The 17,985-nt window shown below is 48.7% G+C and carries 14 protein-coding genes; 4 read left to right on the top strand and 10 right to left on the bottom strand.

What is annotated here, in order from left to right; translation table 11 throughout:
* Positions 1 to 185: 185 nt before the first annotated feature.
* The gene (ilvD, locus tag JFC05_RS07120; protein ID WP_198336360.1) at positions 186 to 2,096 is read left to right on the top strand and encodes a dihydroxy-acid dehydratase; all 1,911 of its coding nucleotides are present in this window, start codon (positions 186 to 188) and stop codon (positions 2,094 to 2,096) included.
* A gap of 320 nt (positions 2,097 to 2,416) precedes the next feature.
* Positions 2,417 to 3,670, top strand: a complete 1,254-nt coding sequence (locus JFC05_RS07115; RefSeq protein WP_198336359.1) for a cation:proton antiporter — start codon at positions 2,417 to 2,419, stop codon at positions 3,668 to 3,670.
* 44 nt (positions 3,671 to 3,714) lie between these two features.
* On the opposite strand, the gene JFC05_RS07110 is transcribed toward JFC05_RS07115, so the two are convergent.
* From JFC05_RS07110 to JFC05_RS07095, 4 genes are all read right to left on the bottom strand, one after another.
* Positions 3,715 to 5,094 carry a serine hydrolase domain-containing protein gene (locus JFC05_RS07110; protein WP_198336358.1) on the bottom strand — a complete coding sequence of 460 codons (1,380 nt, stop codon included), beginning with the start codon at positions 5,092 to 5,094 and terminating at the stop codon, positions 3,715 to 3,717.
* A gap of 83 nt (positions 5,095 to 5,177) precedes the next feature.
* Positions 5,178 to 5,756: a protein tyrosine phosphatase family protein gene (locus JFC05_RS07105; protein ID WP_198336357.1), complete on the bottom strand. Its 579-nt coding sequence runs from the start codon at positions 5,754 to 5,756 to the stop codon at positions 5,178 to 5,180.
* Between the two features lie 129 nt (positions 5,757 to 5,885).
* A complete protein-coding gene (locus JFC05_RS07100; protein ID WP_105246173.1) occupies positions 5,886 to 6,800 on the bottom strand; it encodes a MaoC family dehydratase in 915 nt (304 codons plus the stop codon).
* Between the two features lie 274 nt (positions 6,801 to 7,074).
* Positions 7,075 to 8,475, bottom strand: a complete 1,401-nt coding sequence (locus JFC05_RS07095; RefSeq protein WP_198336356.1) for a 3-oxoacyl-ACP reductase — start codon at positions 8,473 to 8,475, stop codon at positions 7,075 to 7,077.
* Positions 8,476 to 9,005: 530 nt separating this feature from the next.
* Here JFC05_RS07095 and JFC05_RS07090 point away from each other — a divergent pair.
* Positions 9,006 to 10,451, top strand: a complete 1,446-nt coding sequence (locus JFC05_RS07090; protein ID WP_198336355.1) for an acetyl-CoA C-acetyltransferase — start codon at positions 9,006 to 9,008, stop codon at positions 10,449 to 10,451.
* A gap of 224 nt (positions 10,452 to 10,675) precedes the next feature.
* Complete coding sequence (gene ppk2, locus JFC05_RS07085; RefSeq protein WP_244658187.1) at positions 10,676 to 11,689, top strand: polyphosphate kinase 2; 1,014 nt, start codon at positions 10,676 to 10,678, stop codon at positions 11,687 to 11,689.
* Positions 11,690 to 11,818: 129 nt separating this feature from the next.
* Here the strand turns inward: ppk2 and JFC05_RS07080 are convergent, their stop codons facing one another.
* The 6 genes from JFC05_RS07080 to JFC05_RS07055 form a co-directional block, all read right to left on the bottom strand.
* On the bottom strand, positions 11,819 to 12,166 hold the full coding sequence (locus JFC05_RS07080; RefSeq protein WP_192995332.1) for a PilZ domain-containing protein: 348 nt from the start codon (positions 12,164 to 12,166) through the stop codon (positions 11,819 to 11,821).
* 63 nt (positions 12,167 to 12,229) lie between these two features.
* Positions 12,230 to 13,348 carry a DNA polymerase III subunit delta' gene (locus JFC05_RS07075; RefSeq protein ID WP_198336354.1) on the bottom strand — a complete coding sequence of 373 codons (1,119 nt, stop codon included), beginning with the start codon at positions 13,346 to 13,348 and terminating at the stop codon, positions 12,230 to 12,232.
* 68 nt (positions 13,349 to 13,416) lie between these two features.
* Positions 13,417 to 14,268, bottom strand: coding sequence for a 3-deoxy-manno-octulosonate cytidylyltransferase (gene kdsB, locus JFC05_RS07070; RefSeq protein ID WP_227697456.1), 852 nt, complete (start codon positions 14,266 to 14,268; stop codon positions 13,417 to 13,419).
* A gap of 102 nt (positions 14,269 to 14,370) precedes the next feature.
* Positions 14,371 to 15,537 carry a tetraacyldisaccharide 4'-kinase gene (gene lpxK / locus JFC05_RS07065; protein ID WP_198336353.1) on the bottom strand — a complete coding sequence of 389 codons (1,167 nt, stop codon included), beginning with the start codon at positions 15,535 to 15,537 and terminating at the stop codon, positions 14,371 to 14,373.
* A 50-nt stretch (positions 15,538 to 15,587) separates the two neighbouring features.
* Entirely contained in the window at positions 15,588 to 17,375 is a 1,788-nt protein-coding gene (gene msbA / locus JFC05_RS07060; protein WP_198336352.1) for a lipid A export permease/ATP-binding protein MsbA, read from the bottom strand.
* Positions 17,376 to 17,494: 119 nt separating this feature from the next.
* Entirely contained in the window at positions 17,495 to 17,926 is a 432-nt protein-coding gene (locus JFC05_RS07055; protein ID WP_075102123.1) for an ExbD/TolR family protein, read from the bottom strand.
* Positions 17,927 to 17,985 lie beyond the last annotated feature (59 nt).

Here is a 17,985-nt window from a genome sequence, read left to right as displayed (position 1 = left end):
GGGCTTGGCCGTCTTTAGTAGGAATCCCCTCCGTTTAGGGAGGGGAGGAAGTCAACATTCATATCTAATGGTATGGTCATGACCTAGTATTATTCATTGGTCGTTATTTAGTATAAAAAGCACACTATCATCACAGCTGAGGCTGCACTTTTTTATAAACCTCGCCTATTTGTAAGGAAAATCACATGGATTATCGCTCAAAAACCTCTACCGGTGGTCGTAACATGGCAGGTGCTCGCGCACTGTGGCGTGCAACTGGCATGACTGATGGCGACTTTGGCAAGCCAATCATTGCCATTGCCAACTCATTTACTCAGTTTGTACCCGGTCACGTACACCTAAAGGATTTGGGTCAGATGGTTGCACGTGAGATCGAAAAAGCGGGCGGTGTGGCAAAGGAGTTTAATACCATTGCGGTCGACGATGGTATCGCCATGGGCCATAGCGGCATGCTGTACTCATTACCCAGTCGCGATCTGATCGCCGACTCAGTGGAATACATGGTCAATGCCCACTGCGCCGATGCCTTGGTATGTATCTCTAACTGTGACAAAATCACCCCAGGCATGTTGATGGCCGCGATGCGTCTTAATATTCCTGTGGTGTTTGTCTCTGGTGGGCCTATGGAGGCTGGTAAAGTCATAGCCAGTACTGTGGCTCATAGTCATAACAATGATGGCGGCAGCGATGTCCATACCACTGATAATAAAGGCAACGCCATTCGCAAGCTCGACTTGGTCGATGCCATGATGGATGCCGCTGATGACCGCATCAGTGACGAAGACGTTTTGGCCATCGAAAGCTCTGCCTGCCCGACTTGCGGCTCGTGCTCTGGTATGTTTACTGCCAACTCCATGAACTGCTTGACCGAAGCACTGGGGCTATCATTGCCCGGCAATGGCTCACTGCTTGCAACCCATGCGCTGCGCCGCGAGCTGTTTTTAGAAGCGGGCCGCACGATTGTCTCATTGGCCAAACGCCGCTATGAGCAAGACGACGAGTCTGTCTTGCCGCGCTCTATCGCCACCAAAGCTGCGTTTGAAAACGCCATGAGCCTCGATATCGCCATGGGCGGCTCGACCAACACCATTTTGCATTTACTGGCGGCCGCCAACGAAGCAGAGGTGGATTTTAAAATGGCGGACATCGATCGCCTAAGCCGCGGTGTGCCTTGCCTATCTAAAGTCGCGCCCGCCTCACAAAAGTACCATATGGAAGACGTCCACCGTGCAGGCGGCGTGATGGCATTACTCGCCGAGCTTGATCGAGCAGGCCTATTGACCACCGACATACCGACCATCCATAGTGCCACGATGAAAGAAGCCATCGACAAATGGGACATTATGAACCCTGACAACACCGAAGCACGGTCGCTATATGTTGCAGCGCCGGGCGGTGTACGTACCACTCAAGCGTTTTCGCAGGCAAAGGAGTGGCCAAACCTCGATGTCAATCGCGAGTCAGGCTGTATCCGTAGTGTCAAACACGCTTACTCAACAGATGGTGGCCTTGCCGTGCTTTATGGCAATATCGCTGAGCGTGGCTGTGTGGTCAAAACCGCAGGCGTTGATGAAAGTATTTTAACCTTTACAGGTCGCGCGCGTATTTTTGAGTCGCAAGACGCAGCCGTCGCCGCCATATTGGCAGATGAGATCGTCGCAGGTGATGTGGTCATCATTCGCTATGAAGGACCAAAAGGTGGCCCTGGTATGCAGGAGATGCTATACCCTACTACGTATCTTAAGTCTAAAGGCTTGGGCAAAGAGTGTGCGCTGCTAACTGACGGCCGCTTCTCTGGTGGTACCTCTGGCCTCTCTATTGGTCACGCCAGCCCAGAGGCAGCAGAGGGCGGTGCGATTGGTTTGGTTATGGAAGGCGACACCATTCATATCGATATCCCAAATCGCACCATCAACATGCAAGTCAGTGATGCCGAGCTGGCGGCGCGCCGCGAAGAAATGCAAGCACGTGGCCGTGATGCGTGGAAGCCTGTCAGCCGTGAGCGCTATGTGACGCCAGCCTTACGCGCTTATGCTGCCATGACCACCAGTGCAGATACAGGGGCGATACGCGACGTGAGTCAAGTTGAACGCTAACGACATCCCTACTCTCTAAAACCTCAAGCTGTTGAGAAAAGCCTGCATCGTGCAGGCTTTTTTTTCACAAAAAAACAACGCAGCACGCGTTTTGATAACGATTTTTTTGCGGTAATAATATATTTTTGGCGTCATGATAAGATTGACTCAGAGCAGCCGCGCTGACGACTTCGAACAAACTATCAGTCAGATAACTTAGGTGACAGATAACTGAGGTGAGCTGGTTATCGACTAGGCCGTCATACATTAAATATTTTTAAATAGTTGTCGATAAAAACTTTTATAACATATTTTTATAACATAGTCGCGTGCACCCCTTTATGATTGAAAACTATAACGTCTTCTTATTGGTCTGCGGTATTGCCTTTTTGTTTGGGGCGCTGTTTCCTATCATGTTTAAACACACCCCGATATCATTGCCGATGCTGCAGGTAAGCTTTGGATTGCTCATGGGTTATTGTTGGACGACGTTATCGTTTTTGGACCCGATTGACAATGGCCTTATCATCGAAAAACTCACAGAAATCGTGGTCTTGGTATCACTGGTTGGCGCGGGTATCAAGATTGATACAGAGCTGTCTTGGCGGCTGTGGCGACCGACGATTAGGCTGCTGCTCATCACCATGCCGATTGGTATTTTTACCATGGCAGCTTTGGGCTACTATGCTTTTGGCTTGAGTATGGGGGCGGCGATTTTGTTGGGTGCGGTGTTGGCACCGACCGATCCTGTCTTAGCGTCTAGCATTCAGGTCGGCCCACCAAACACTGGCGGCGAGGACACGACGCGCTTTACCTTGACCTCAGAGTCAGGGTTAAATGACGGATTGGCGTTTCCATTTGTTTATTTGGCCATCAAGGTGGCAGAAGCGTTGAGCGCAGGTCAGCGTTTCGATGGCGAGATGCTCTGGTCATGGTTTACCCACGATGTTTTGTGGAAGATAGGCGCAGGATTGGTGGTGGGTATCGTCGTTGGCAAAGCCATGGCCAAGCTTGTGTTTTCTAAATACAGTCAAGAAACGCCCATCTCACAAGGCTATGTAGTGATCGCTCTGACGCTGGTCGCTTATGGACTGGCCGAGTATGTAGAGAGCTATGGTTTTATCGCTGTGTTTGTCGCAGCCTTTGCCTTTCGCCGCTCAGAGCACCAGCATGATTACCATCAAAAACTCCATGATTTCGCTGAGCAGTCAGAGGGTTTACTCATGTCACTGGTACTGGTGGTGTTTGGGATGCTGCTTGGTCAAGCCTTACAGTCAGGCATCGAGCTGACATGGCGGGTCTACATCGTCAGCTTTGTGTTTTTACTTCTGATACGCCCTATCGGCGGGTTTATCGCCTTATCGGGGCTAGGCCTGCCTCATTCCGAAAAATACGCAATCTCGGCTTTGGGCATTCGCGGTATCGGCACCTTGTATTACTTATCCTATGCGCTCAACCACGGCTACTTTGCAGACGATGATGCGCTCAAGTTATGGGTGGTCTGCTCTATTGTAATTTTGATATCTATCTTTATGCATGGCTTGAGTGCGCCAAAGCTGCTCAAAATAACACCCAATAAGCCGCCTTCGACATAAGCATTATCGAACATGTTAGCAATTTATACACTAGCTACGTGTGGCTAAGGCGCTATCAACGCGAGTACTGCTTCGGTCAAAGCAAACTGACGAACGTCATTGAGCATCGTAGTATCGAAGTTATGAATAAAAGCAAACGACAATTGCCGCGATGGATCACACCACGCCACTGAGCCGTTGTAGCCCATGTGACCAAAACCCGCCGCAGTATCAGCACAGACACTAAATAGACGATGATAACCCAAGCGCCAATGCATAGGCGCTGGCATGACTGCGTCTAACCCTGTGACTTGGGGCGTGGATAACTGCTCAAAAGTAGCGCGATCGATTAGCATCTGACCTTGCCATACCCCGCCATTGGCAAGCATGGCATATATCGTCGCCAGCGCCTGAGCCGACGCGACCCCATTAGCAGCAGGGATGACGGCTTGTAGCGTTTGTCGTTGATAGTAATCAATAGGCTGCTTGCCGGCTGGGATAAGCGCTGATTTGTAGTTTTTTAGATTGAGGTGGCTGGTATCAAAATACAGACGACTGATACCTGCAGTGGTTAACGCCGGCTGGCGGTGATGTCCTTTATCCGTCCCAGAAGCAGCTACAGAGCGCTGCATCTGCAAGGCTTGCTGCTGCCAACACGCCGCGCTTGGTAGATGGTTATAGACAGATAAGGTATTTGCCGAGTCTGGTTTTAATGTGGGTTTTTGTCGTTTTTGCCGCAGCTTAGAGGTTGTCGTCTCGTCTGCATCAAAGTCTTTGGCCAGCTTGGCGACAAGGTCGACTTTATCATCTGGCACCCCAAAATAGCAGCTATCAGCAATCCCTAATGGCGCCGTCAAATAATGGCTTAGCGCTTGCGCAAGCGGCATCTTGGTGACGATTTCTACCAAGCCGCCCAGCACCCAGCCGTATATTAGCGCACTATAAGCGGAGTCGTAAGCGTCGGCTTGGTCAGGTTGAGTCATGGTCATGTCGGCAACTTTTTTGCGCATATACGACCAGTCTAGTACCGCCTCGCTATCTGCCTCAATACTGGTAATTGCAAAGAGATCAGCTTGGTGCGACATCACCTGCCGTAGCGTAATATGCGCTTTGCCATTAGCCGCAAATGCCGGCCAATACTGGGCAATGGGGACGTCATAAGCGAGTAGCTGTTTGGAGACCAATACATGAACCAAAGCCGCGAGCACCCCTTTACCGGTCGAAAAGTTAATCGCTAGGGTTTGCGGTTGCCATGCCATCTCTGGACGCGCCAAGCCCACACTGGCACGAGCGATACACTCGCCTGCCTGATAGACCACTAGCGCCCCGCCAGCTGGCGCATCATCAAGCTGCAAGCTGGTCAGCAATTGCTGTAGACGCTGCTGCAGGGTGGTATTTATTTGAGCGTCATCGCGTTCGTTGGTTTTGTTCATTGTCTCAGTCATGGCAGCCTTACTCTATTATCATAAAAAGGCCACCGTCTGGTCGCCTTTTGTTCTATTAACCGATTACTTTAGGGTATGTCTTATTAGCGCGGGACCAACAAACGATTATACACCTCATCTTCTAGCTTGCTCAGACCGTGACTACGTCCCCGTGCCATGGCTGTATCCATTTTTCGGCCGCGCAACCAGCCGGCGCGCAGTGCCGTCACCGCGCCCACTCTATTACCAGAGCCACAGTGTAGGGCTACCTTTTTGCCGTGATACTGGCGCAGGATGTTATCAAACGCCAATACTTTTAGCTGCTTTAAATCAGCAGCGCCGCTGATAGGCAGCTGCTCATAATACATGCCTGCGCGCTTGACGGCGGCAGCTTCATCGAAGCTCAGCTCGTCATCAGGCTGCAAGTTGATGACCAGCTCGACGCCAGCCTTTGCCAATGCGTCAACTTTTTGTTCATCCAGAGCGCCGCATACGATGGTATTGGCATCAGGGCGAAAATAAGGCTCAAAGAGGGTCGAAAGCTCGATGCCATTGTCCACATTGTCCGCATCAGCTATGGCGCTGTCGTCTGCCGCAGCATCATTGGCAGCAGCGGTATTAGGCGCCGCGACATCATTGATTTGGTCTGAATTTGGGGTTGTTACTGTAGTATGTGAGGTCATAATAATAAAAAGATTCGTTAGTCTGTCTACGTAGGATATATATAAAGACAAACGCGCTTTAGTACTTAAACGCGTTTGATCCGTTCGCCATAACTTTCGATAGCAGTTAGGCGAAAGCCCCAGCTGTATTTACTTAGCGGTCTTGAGTGTTACCAAACCCGCTAGATGAGGCTTGTCATTTTTGGCGCTAAATAGACCAAACTCACAACTATCATCCGTGTTTTGTAGCTGTGATACCGGCTCGGCTATCAGCTCTACTTCAGCAGGCAAAAAGATAGGGAGTTTAAAGGACACATCGACAGTACAGGCATCAGGCAGCTCATCCATCAGCGCGAGACATTTGGCTTTCGACCACATACCATGAGCGATCGCTTTTGGAAAACCAAAGGCCCGTGCCGATAATGGATGCAAGTGAATGAGGTTAAAATCCCCTGAGACAAACGCATAACGACGGCCAATATCTTCTGGTACTTCAAAAACACTGTGGGTACCATTGTCATCGATAGTCGGTTTTACGGTAACTGGGCGCGGTTTGCTTTTTTTGTCTTTACTGCTGCTGGGTTTTTTGCCACGTGATAGATAGGTTGATGTCCCCTCCCACACCACCTCGTCTTTTGATTTGACTGTCGTGACAAAATCAAACTGTTGACCTTGGGCATGGTCGCGCAGATTATCAAAAGTCACAGACATCGCCACTGTTTCACGCTCACCGATAGGACGATACTGCGTCACACTGTTGTCTACGTGTACGAGACCGAGCATCGCAAAGGGAAACGGCTCTTTGACCATCATGTTCATTTGCAGCGTCTGCGACAACACAGAAAAATAAGTAATAGGCACTTTGCCATTATCTGCAAAACCACAAATCTTACGATAATCGTCTAAATTTTCTTGATCAATATGGAGGTCATCGACGTAGTAAGTCGCTTGTGGTAACTGATCTTTACTGACTTTGCCACTGTTGCCGATAGGCAATAAACTTTTGACGATATTGGCATAAGTTGTATGCGCTTTTGGCAACGCATCATAGTGTTTGTCTGACATAAATAAATCCTAAGTAGGGCTGGAGCAAACCTTTTGGGGCATTGTTATCATGAATTCTACGTTTTTATCATAAAATCATGAATTCTACGTTTTTATCATAAAAAAGCCACCCTTGGGCAGCTTTATTACAATTTATCAGCAATTTTTTCGTAAGCATATGTTAGGCAATCAAGAAAAAACCTCACATTACGATGTGAGCACCGCTTTATTCTTTAGCGACATTTACCTTACTTACTTTTGCCACAGCTTAGCTATGCACGGACAATTGCTTGTCCTAAGCACCCAGTAAGCTTTGACCACAAACGCGAACGATGTTTCCATTTAGGCCACCCGATGCAGGAGAGGCAAACCAAGCGATGGTCTCGGCCACGTCTACTGGCAGACCGCCTTGGCTCATGGAGTTCATGCGGCGACCTGCCTCACGAATAGCAAAAGGGATGGCCTCTGTCATTTGCGTCTCGATAAAGCCTGGTGCCACAGCATTGATGGTCATACCCTTGGTATTGTCTTGTAACTGTTTGGCGGTAGCATTGACCAGTCCGATGACGCCTGCTTTAGAAGTGGCATAGTTGGTTTGTCCCATGTTGCCTGCGATGCCTGAGATAGATGACACACATACGATACGTGCGTTGTCCTTTAATACATCGTTTTCTAATAGATAGCGATTGAGTCGTGCGATGCTAGCTAGGTTGATATCGATGACCATATCCCACTTTTTTTCATCCATTTTTGCCAACGTCTTATCGCGCGTGACCCCAGCATTGTGAATGATTGAATCAAGCCCACCGCGCTTTTGTGCCGCCTCTGCAATTTGCTTGCCTGCATCCTCGCTGGTGATATCGACTGTCAACACAGAGCCGCTGATTTCGCTTGCGACTTTTTGTAGATCTGCCTGCTGCTGAGGTACATCTAGGCAGATAACGTGAGCGCCTTCGCGAGCCAATACACGCGCGATTGCTTCACCGATACCGCGGCTGGCACCTGTCACCAGCATGGTTTTGCCACCTAAAGGCTGTGTCCAGTCGACATCCACAGTGTCGCCTTTACTGACACGTACCACTTGGCCTGACACATACGCTGAGCGCGCTGAGGTAAAGAAACGCAGCGTTGAATCAAGATTTTGCTCAGCACCTTCTTCGACGTAGACCAACTGGGCGGTGATACCGCGCTTAAACTCTTTACCAACAGACTTCACAAAACCCTCAAGCGCACGCTGCGCCAAGGCAGCCTCGATGTCTGTGAGGTTTTCTGGCGTACGGCCAATGATGATGACACGGCCTGATTTTTCGACACGGCGCGCCACTGTATGAAAAAATGCGTATACCGCTTTTAGCTGATCGGCGTTACTGATATTACTGGCATCAAATAGCAATACTTTAAACTTATCATCGCCGCCCGTATTGGCTTTTGCGTCTACACCAGCATCAGCCAGCGCATCTTTGATATCGTCGCTACTATTGACGTACACATCTGCATGGACCTCTGATAAGATGCGGGCCACTGCAGCGCTTACGCTTTTGTCGTCGCCATCAGCGCGACCAACCAACACACTGCCACGTACCAAAGGCTCACCGCTCTCAAAACGATCTAACGTCACTGGCAGTGGTAGACCTAAATTTTTGGCCACTTTTTTGCCAATAGACGACTGAACAAAATCACCATAACGGTCTGACATAATATAATCCCTATAATAAATGGTTAAAATAATTAAAAATGCAATGCGCCTATTATATAGACTCACCGGACGCATCATTATTGATATTTAGTAAATGCATTAAAATCTGGCTTAACTATACACTGCCGTTATAAACAAGTCCAAAAACTGACAAAGTCTACAACAATCTGTAAACAAGCCAGTATACAAGATGGCAACTTTTTTTCGCGTCACCGTGCCTGATACTGTGTTAAAATCAGACCCATAAGTTATGGCAAATGCAATTATCGATAACAATATATTATCAAATGCATTATTATGCAATGGTAATAATCGAGACGCCTGAGTTTACAAAAATAGTCTGGGTTTTCAAGCCGCTCTTTTGCTTTTAAAACCCTGACCAAGCGGCGACAAATAAGCGTCACATCGTTTGCCAAAGACATACATTACGCTGGTAAAAACGTCTTATCATAGATGACCATAGTAAGTAATAAATAACGGCCAGCAGCCACCTTTTTTCTTTTGTACCCATACTCTTTAAGGATAATATTATGAGTAATAAAAACAATCACCCTGATAGTCCAGTCGTTGAAAGCACTGTCGTAAAGTCTACCGATAGCAGCAGCAATAACAGCAAAAAAACCACTGAGGGCACTGCCGCAGCCGTCAGCAAAACAGCAGCTGCCACCCAATCAAAAAAGGCCAAACCAGCCTCAAACCTAAACCGCGTCGCAATCTTGGGCGGCAACCGTATCCCCTTTGCCCGCTCAAACGGCACTTATGCTGACGTCAGCAATACGGACATGCTAACCGCTGCATTAGATGGTTTGGTCGAGCGTTATAACCTACAAGACGAAATCATCGGAGAGGTCGTCTCTGGTGCGGTCATGAAGCTGAGCCGCGACATCAACTTAACGCGTGAAGCGACGCTAAACACAGCCCTAAACCCTCATACGCCAACATACGATATCTCACAAGCCTGTGGTACTGGCTTACAAGCGACCTTTGCCTCTGCCAACAAAATCGCCCTTGGTTTGATTGACTCAGCCATCACAGGCGGTGTCGATACCACCTCTGATGCGCCTATCGCTATCGGTGATGGTCTGCGCAAAGTCCTTATCAAACTTGGTGCGGCAAAAGACAATAAGCAGCGCCTAAAAGCACTAATGGGGCTAAACCCGAAAGATTTGATCGACACCCCACAAAATGGTGAGCCGCGTACCGGCCTATCAATGGGTGAGCACCAAGCCATCACCACGCTTGAGTGGAATATCAGCCGCGAAGCCCAAGACGAGCTGGCGTTTAATAGCCATAAAAACCTAGCACGTGCTTATGACGAAGGCTTCTTTGACGACCTTATCACGCCATATAAAGGCTTGACTCGTGACAACAACTTGCGCCCCGACACCACGCTCGAAAAGTTGGGCAAGCTAAAGCCAGTATTTGGTAAAAAGAACGCCAACCCAACCATGACAGCGGCCAACTCTACCCCTCTCACTGATGGCGCCTCTTGTGTCCTACTCGGTACGGATGAGTGGGCAAAAGAACACGGCCTCAAGCCATTGGCGTACATCGCGCACCAAGAAACAGCGGCTGTTGATTTCATCGGCAAGTCAGGTACTACTGAAGGCTTGCTAATGGCACCTGCCTATGCGGTACCGCGTATGCTTGAGCGTGCTGGCCTAACGCTGCAAGACTTCGACTTTTATGAAATCCACGAAGCGTTTGCGTCACAAGTGCTCTCAACGCTTGCAGCATGGGAAGATGAGACATTCTGTCAAGAACGTCTAGGTCTTGATGCGCCACTAGGTTCCATCGATCGTAGCAAGCTTAACGTCAACGGTTCATCACTAGCAGCTGGTCATCCTTTTGCTGCAACTGGTGGTCGTATCTTAGCCACAGCGGCTAAATTACTCGACGAAAAAGGCTCAGGCCGTGCGCTTGTCTCTATTTGCGCTGCTGGTGGTCAAGGCGTCACTTGTATCTTAGAGAAGTAAGCTGAGAGTTTACTGCTTATGAATAAATGATTTATTCATAAGCTTATCGTTATATTTAAACGTCCTTTGATGATCATCAGAGGGCGTTTTTTATGGCTAAAAGGTTTTTATTGTGACTGCTTTTTATAAATAACCGTTAACCTATCTCTAGAATTTATTAAAGGTATGGTAAAGTAATGATAGCCCTAACACTGCTATGACATTTTTATATTAATGAGTTTTATATGCCTAAGATACCATCAGCAATAGACCCTGACTCTCTAACGATTCAAGAGCGACACGAACTGAGCCCGCCTGAGCAGGATAACTTTGTCGAGCGTATGGATAAGGAGGTATACGATGATGAGCTGCGTCGCAAGATGCATCTAGACTTGATCGATACCTATGATGAGGAGCTTGAGAACGAAGTTGATGATTATGTGCGAGATTTTCATTTCGATGGTATTGAGATGAGCGAGCATGAGGTTTTGGAGCGGCGCACCTACTTTCAAGAGCTGGTACGTCTGCAAAGAGAGCTGATAAAACTCCAAGATTGGGTGGTGGATCGCGGCGAGCGCATTGTCGTTATCTTTGAAGGACGCGACTCTGCGGGTAAAGGCGGTGCGATTAAGCGCATCACTCAGCGGCTGAATCCAAGGGTTTGTAGAGTAGCCGCCCTACCTGCGCCTACCGAGCGTGAACAATCACAGTGGTATTTTCAGCGTTATGTAGCACACTTGCCAGCGGCGGGCGAGATTGTCTTATTTGATCGTAGCTGGTATAACCGTGCTGGTGTTGAGCGCGTCATGGGGTTTTGCAGTGATGCGCAGTACGAAGAGTTTTTTCAATCGGTACCTGAGTTTGAGCGTATGCTAGTGCGCTCAGGTATCCGCCTCGTAAAATACTGGTTTTCAATTACTGATGATGAGCAGCATTCACGGTTTATGAGCCGCATCCATGATCCGCTAAAGCAGTGGAAACTATCACCGATGGACTTACAATCGCGTCGACGCTGGGAAGATTATACTAAAGCCAAAGAGACGATGTTTGAGCGCACTCATATCCCAGAAGCGCCTTGGTGGGTGGTTGAGGGTAATAATAAAAAGCGCGCGCGTCTTAATTGTATCGCCCATCTGCTCGAGCAAATCCCTTATAAAGAAGTACCGCGTGATGAGGTCGAGCTACCAGAGCGCAAACGCGATGATGAATATTACCGCGAGCCTATCCCAGATGATATGTACGTGCCGCCGCGTTATTAACGACTTACGATTATCTTGCCCTACTCTATCTCAAACAAAAAGGCCGCGGTATCTTAAATGAGATACCGCAGCCTTTTTTATACTTTATACGCCTAGCATAGCATGCCAGTCATCACCATAACGCGTCAGCTACATGGTATAAGTAGACTGCAAACTGTCGATTTTGCCAGCCAATAAACGCTCTACTTCGTTTTTGATTCTTTGCCCTGCGATATCGGTGCCGATTTGTACCGCAAAACCGGCTGGCCGGCCGCTTTGGCTTTTAGAGTTGATCCACACCACCTTACCATTCATCGGTAAACGCTCGCTGGAGTTTGGCAACGTGATGGCAATAAACACTTCATCGCCCAACTGCTGTGGACGATCAGACGGTACAAATAACGCTCCATTGGTCACAAAAGATAAGTAGCTGGCATATAGCGTTTCGATGTCTTCAATATGGCAGGTTAAGACCCCGCCGCGTCCTGGCATGGCCATAGTCAGCTTCCTTTAGTCATTGGATTAAATTTTTATGAGTGAGCGCTCGTTTTAAATATTGGTTTATAAACGCGCCAATTCTTGCATCAGCTTATCATAGGCAAATTTTTCTTGCACATTTTGTTGTAGCGCAACTTTGCTTTGCTGCAAGTGATGAAAAAATGCCTCTATAGCACTGTCGTCAGGGGTACTGCCATCAGCCTGATCGCTCGTAAGCGCTGTCCAATTGATGTCTTGCTGTAGTACTGCTAGACCTAAACAGACGCGGCGTATGTCGAGCAGCATCAGCTCAGAGAGCTGAATAAACTCTATAATACTAAGCTGTGATTGCCAATAGTCGCTAGCCGCCACGCTACTACGTTTGCCACTTCGCAGCGCCAGCCAAGTCGTCAGCCACAAGGCACGCTTGCTATACCATGGGGCGTTGGCCAAGGCAATCGCAGCGAGCGGCGCGCCGTTAGCCAGCTGTATAAGCTGGCGAAGCCCGGCTGGGCTCACGGCTTCACGGTTGACCGTCGCCCCAAGTGCCTGCGTTATATAATCCATGGCGACTGCAGGCTCAATCGTCTGTAACGCCAACTGCTGGACGCGGCTTTTGATCGTGGGTAACAGTTGGGCTGGACTGTCGCTAATCAAAAACAAATGTACCTGCGCTTGCGGCTCCTCCAAGGTCTTGAGCAGCGCGTTGGCGGCAGCGACCGTCATTTGCTCTGCATGGTCTAACACACAGATGCGCAGGCCTTGGCCGCCTTGATAAATAAAGGGCTGTAGCGCGCGGATGTCATCTACTTTTATTTTTAAGGCGCTATTGCTTGTGGTCTTGGTGTTTTTTTTACCGACTTTTTCTTTAGCTTCTATATTATCGATACTGACTGGCATACTGATAAGTGGCAGCGTCTGTAAGCTTGGATGTGTACCAGATCTGAGCCACTGACAGCTATCGCACGTGGCACACGCCCCTTGCGGATGGGTGGCACGCTCATGGCATAACAGCCACGCCACCAGACGCCAAACAAAAGCACGTTTGCCCATGCCTTGCATGCCTGCGGCCAGTAGAGCATGCGGCAAAGTCTGCTGCCGAGTGACGCGGTCAGTGAGCTGTGACCATAATGCCTGCTGCCATGGCAATAGTGGCGCAAAGTAAATATCATCTGCAGTCTTTGATGCACCTATATTTTCCATTGTATGACCTATGGCTCCAGCTTTATAAAATGACTTGAAAGCTTAATGGTAATTTTGCTTAGGCTATTTTAGTTAGTGGTGCTGCTCGGGCTCTGAAAGTCGGTAAATGCCATTGCATTGAGGCGATCCAAGTCCTCTTGGGTATCGACCCCAGCCGGCAGATGACACGCTGCGGTCGCGATAGCAATATGGCCGCCGTTTTCTAGTACGCGTAGTTGTTCCAGACTCTCTAAGGTCTCAAGCGGGGTCTGTGGCCAATGTACAAACTGCTGTAGCAAGCTCACGCGGTACGCATAAAGCCCCAAATGCCGATAAGCGTTTTTGGGTGGTTGCTTGTTTGGCTCGTCTGCCAATACCACATCACGGTCACAAGGAATAGGCGCGCGGCTAAAATATAGCGCGCGCTGCAGCGCATTGGTATATTGACTGACGACCTTGACCACTGAGTGACGCAAAAAAGTCTCATAATCATCGATCGGCTCACACAAGGTGGCCATGACGCTGGCTTTATCCGCGACCAATAGATCCTTTACTTGTTCTAATAATAAAGGCGGCACCAGCGGCTCATCGCCTTGCATGTTGATGACGATATCCTGATCAGCCCAGCCTTTGATGGCTGCAACTTCCGCTAAGCGATCTGTACCCGAAGCATGCTCGCGGCTGGTCATCACCACCTCAAACCCTGCGTCCATACACACCTGAGCAATGCGCTCATCATCAGTTGCGATACACATGTCATCAGCAAAATGTGCCGCTTGCGCCTTTTCAGCGACCCACAAAATCATCGGCTTGCCATGAATAGCTAATAACGGCTTGCCAGGTAGTCGAGTACTCTTAAAACGGGCAGGAATCACAATGTGAGTTTTGACAGCAGCCATAGACGCAGTAGCAGGGTCAATGACAGACTCAATGTTAGACATGGTTACTTCCTTAGTAGATTTGATGTGACGTACCGTCTTATATATTTTTGATAATGGCTATCTTTGATAATGACTGTTTTTAGAGCCGCTTTATTTTTTTGTTTATTTTAGCGCCTGATGAGGCTTGATATCGATATCCAGTCTCTGTAATTGCTCTGTCAATAAGCGGTAGCAATCATCAGAGAGCACGGCGGTGACTGGCAATACCCAGAGCCTACTCACCAGCGCTTGGTAGTCATCATCTAGCGCATTATCAGCCATGGCTTTTGAGAGTAATGCTTTGATTTTTACAGCGTCTTTTGTGGTAACGACAATAGGATGCTGACGATACTGTAGCAGCTCCGCCAAAGTAAAATCATAATGATCTGGATAAGGATGAGCGATAACCTCAAAGCCCAAATCTGTGAGCGTCTCAAAAAAACGCTGCGGATAGCCGATGCCGCTGACTGCATGTACTTGACTGCCTGTCTTTGGCGCTGCCGGATGATCTTGCTGCTCACTTGTCTGTATATCGGCCTTCGCAGCGTTTGGTTTTTTGGTATTCGCCAATGCAGGTGCCCATAAAGGCTGCATGCTGTCCGCTTGCATATACATAAGCAGGCGCTGATTCGGCTGCTTTTGCTTGCTTGCGTGCTCGGCGGCTGGACTTATCTGTTGCTTGCTATGATACACAACAGTGGCACCCTTAAGCCGAGACAATGGCTCACGTAAAAACCCTGTCGGTAGTAGCTGCTTATTACCAAAACCGCGAGCGGTGTCCACGACGATCCACTCTATATCACGCTGCAGTGCATAATGCTGCAAGCCATCATCAGCAATGATCAGTTGCAAGTCTGGATGAGCGGCCAATAACGTGGTGATCGCTTGCTGCCGATTGGGACTGACTGCCATCGGTGCGCCTGTCATGTTGACGATCAAACACGGCTCATCGCCGACCACGCTAGGGGTGCTGCTGGCATCGACCAGCGCTGGCATCTGGCTGGTATCGCCGCCATAGCCGCGACTAATCACCCCCACCTTGATACGATGTACCGCTTGTAGATAGCTCACCAACTCAATAATCAGCGGCGTCTTGCCACTACCGCCCACACTGATATTACCGATGACCATGACAGGTATGGGCGCCCGATAGCTGGCAAACACCCCCCATCGATAAGCCTGACGACGCAGCGTGATGATGAGACCATATAGCCAACTAATAGGCAACAGCAGCCATAGCCAAGCGGCTTTGCGTTGCCATGCACGCGTCACTGTCGTCTCAATACTCAAGGCTGGTTGCTCACTTATTCGTTGATTTGAAGCTTTATACGCACTGACGGCTACTCAAAATCGCGGGCATACATCTGGGCATAATGACCTTGCTTCTGCATCAGCTCATCATGGGTGCCCAGCTCTACAAGCTGACCACCATCCAAGACTGCGATACGATCGGCGGACTCAATGGTCGTCAATCGATGAGCAATGACCAATGTCGTCCGGTCTTTCATAACATTATCAAGTGCCTGCTGGATATAGTACTCTGACTCATTGTCCAGCGCGCTGGTCGCCTCATCTAGTATAAGAATCGGTGCATCTTTTAGCAGAGCCCGAGCGATAGACAAACGCTGACGCTGACCACCAGACAGCTGCAGACCTTCAGCGCCGATTTCGCTTTGATAGCCATTTGGCAGCTTCATAATAAAATCATGAGCAAACGCATCTTTGGCTGCTTTTTCTACCTCTGCTTGGCTTTTATTGGCCAAACTGCCATAAGCGATGTTATTAAAAACAGTGGTATTAAATAGCACCACCTGCTGATTGACCATCGCAATCTGCGCACGCAGACTCTCAAGCTCGATATCCTCAATCGGCCGTCCATCCAAGGTAATCTGCCCCGAGGAGGTCGGCAAGGTACGCGTCAACAAATTAACCAATGAAGACTTACCAGCGCCGCTGCGCCCTACCAAGGCTACCGTCTCCCCTGCTCGCACATCCAGCGTAAAGTCGCGCAGCGCTACGGTCGAATCAGGATACACCAAACTGATATTGTCCAGAGATATCTCCCCAGACAACGCTGGGCTGACCGTGCCGGTGTCTTTTTCTTCTGGCTCATCAAGTAGCGCAAAGATGGACTCACCCGCGGCAATGCCTTTTTGCAGTTTTTGATTGACATCGGTCAGGGATCGAACCGGCTTACTGAGCAGTCCTGCCGCGGCGATATACGAGATAAACTCACCGGCAGAGATATTATCGATCACCGATGGTCTAAGGGCCAGCCAAACCACCACCGACATCGCCATGGCCATCAGCAGCTGTACCGCTGGGGTATTGATACTGTTGGTCACGACGACCTTCATACCTTGGCGCAGGTTCTTTTTGGAGGTTTTATCAAAACGCTCGGCTTCGTAAGCTTGACCGCCGTAGTTTTTGACCACCTGATAGCCACCGATGACTTCATTGGTGATATGGCTGACATCCCCCATGGTTTCTTGGATGCCTTTTGACAACTTGAGATAACGCTTGGATGCGATGCGAATCAGCCATAATATGGGCGGCAACACCACAAACAAAATCAAGGTCAAACGCCAATTACTATAGAACAAAAATCCAATCAGACCAATCACAGTCAAACCATCTCGCAACACCGTTTTCATCGAGTCGGTACTGGCAGCGGTGACTTGCTCGACGTCAAATATCAACTTTGAGGAGATGGTGCCTGCCGGATTGGCCAAATAAAACGCACTCGGCAAGCGCAGCAGCTTATTAAAAACTTCTACTCGTAGCTCATAAACCAGATTTCGTGAAATCAAAGCAGAATAGTAATTACCCAAAAAGCTACCCACACCGCGAACTAAAAAAAGCATAATAATTAGAACGGGAAACCAATCCCTTTTACTCTGATCACTTTGCTTGATCGCATCAGTAATATATTGCAATAACTTCGCTGTCCCAATCTCGGTCGATGCATTAATAGCAAAGCCTATAATAGTCAACAGCAATGCCCACCAGTACGGTTTAAGATAACGTAGCAGCCGCAGCAATGTCTGGTATTTCGGCGTACCTGAGGGCGCAGCCGACTGTTTTTTTGCAGACGGTTTTGTAGCGTTTGATGAATAAGCTTGGCTCATAAAAGCCTCAATTTGGGTGTCATAACATGAATGGACTGCATCTATACTGCACCTTCAAGAACTGCAGCTTCACAGAACTACAGCTTTACAGATAAGTGCGGCATCGAGCACGCCATATATTATTGCGGTAACGATTGGCCAAGCGGCACAACCGTACTGATATTTAGGTTCAAAAACCCCATTTTGCCAGCGACATCCATCACACGCACGACTGATTGATGCGTGGCATTGGCATCCGCTGCGATGACAAAGAGCATCTCACGATTGCTACCGGCTTCTTGCTGAAGCATACTGGTCAGCTCCGCTTCATTGCTGCTCGCAAGTGTGATGCCATTGACAAGGTAGTTACCATCTTCTTGCACTGCCACTTCGATGGTATTGTTCTGCTCTGTCAGCGCCACCCCTTCTGCCTCAGGGAGAATGATGTTTAAACGGCTAAAATGATTGAACGAGGTGGCCAGCAATAAAAACACGATTAGGAATAATAAACAATCAATCATCGGTGTCAGATTGATTTCAAGGGGCTCGACCGTCGGTTTTCTAAAGCGCATACCATTCTCTTTAATTGACTCAATACCACACTTGGTAGAATACTGATAACGTAAAATAC

Source organism: Psychrobacter celer, assembly GCF_016107555.1.
Taxonomy (GTDB): Bacteria; Pseudomonadota; Gammaproteobacteria; order Pseudomonadales; family Moraxellaceae; genus Psychrobacter; species Psychrobacter celer.
Note: the sequence above shows the minus strand (reverse complement) of the source record. Positions and strands in the feature narration are given on the sequence as shown.

What these genes read in the sequence shown, in the direction of transcription:
- ilvD (WP_198336360.1), top strand. Translation starts at nt 186, where the DNA reads ATGGATTATCGCTCAAAAACCTCTACCGGTGGTCGTAACATGGCAGGT.
- JFC05_RS07115 (WP_198336359.1), top strand. Translation starts at nt 2,417, where the DNA reads ATGATTGAAAACTATAACGTCTTCTTATTGGTCTGCGGTATTGCCTTT.
- JFC05_RS07110 (WP_198336358.1), bottom strand. Translation starts at nt 5,094, where the DNA reads ATGACTGAGACAATGAACAAAACCAACGAACGCGATGACGCTCAAATA.
- JFC05_RS07105 (WP_198336357.1), bottom strand. Translation starts at nt 5,756, where the DNA reads ATGACCTCACATACTACAGTAACAACCCCAAATTCAGACCAAATCAAT.
- JFC05_RS07100 (WP_105246173.1), bottom strand. Translation starts at nt 6,800, where the DNA reads ATGTCAGACAAACACTATGATGCGTTGCCAAAAGCGCATACAACTTAT.
- JFC05_RS07095 (WP_198336356.1), bottom strand. Translation starts at nt 8,475, where the DNA reads ATGTCAGACCGTTATGGTGATTTTGTTCAGTCGTCTATTGGCAAAAAA.
- JFC05_RS07090 (WP_198336355.1), top strand. Translation starts at nt 9,006, where the DNA reads ATGAGTAATAAAAACAATCACCCTGATAGTCCAGTCGTTGAAAGCACT.
- ppk2 (WP_244658187.1), top strand. Translation starts at nt 10,676, where the DNA reads ATGCCTAAGATACCATCAGCAATAGACCCTGACTCTCTAACGATTCAA.
- JFC05_RS07080 (WP_192995332.1), bottom strand. Translation starts at nt 12,166, where the DNA reads ATGGCCATGCCAGGACGCGGCGGGGTCTTAACCTGCCATATTGAAGAC.
- JFC05_RS07075 (WP_198336354.1), bottom strand. Translation starts at nt 13,348, where the DNA reads ATGGAAAATATAGGTGCATCAAAGACTGCAGATGATATTTACTTTGCG.
- kdsB (WP_227697456.1), bottom strand. Translation starts at nt 14,268, where the DNA reads ATGTCTAACATTGAGTCTGTCATTGACCCTGCTACTGCGTCTATGGCT.
- msbA (WP_198336352.1), bottom strand. Translation starts at nt 17,375, where the DNA reads ATGAGCCAAGCTTATTCATCAAACGCTACAAAACCGTCTGCAAAAAAA.
- JFC05_RS07055 (WP_075102123.1), bottom strand. Translation starts at nt 17,926, where the DNA reads ATGCGCTTTAGAAAACCGACGGTCGAGCCCCTTGAAATCAATCTGACA.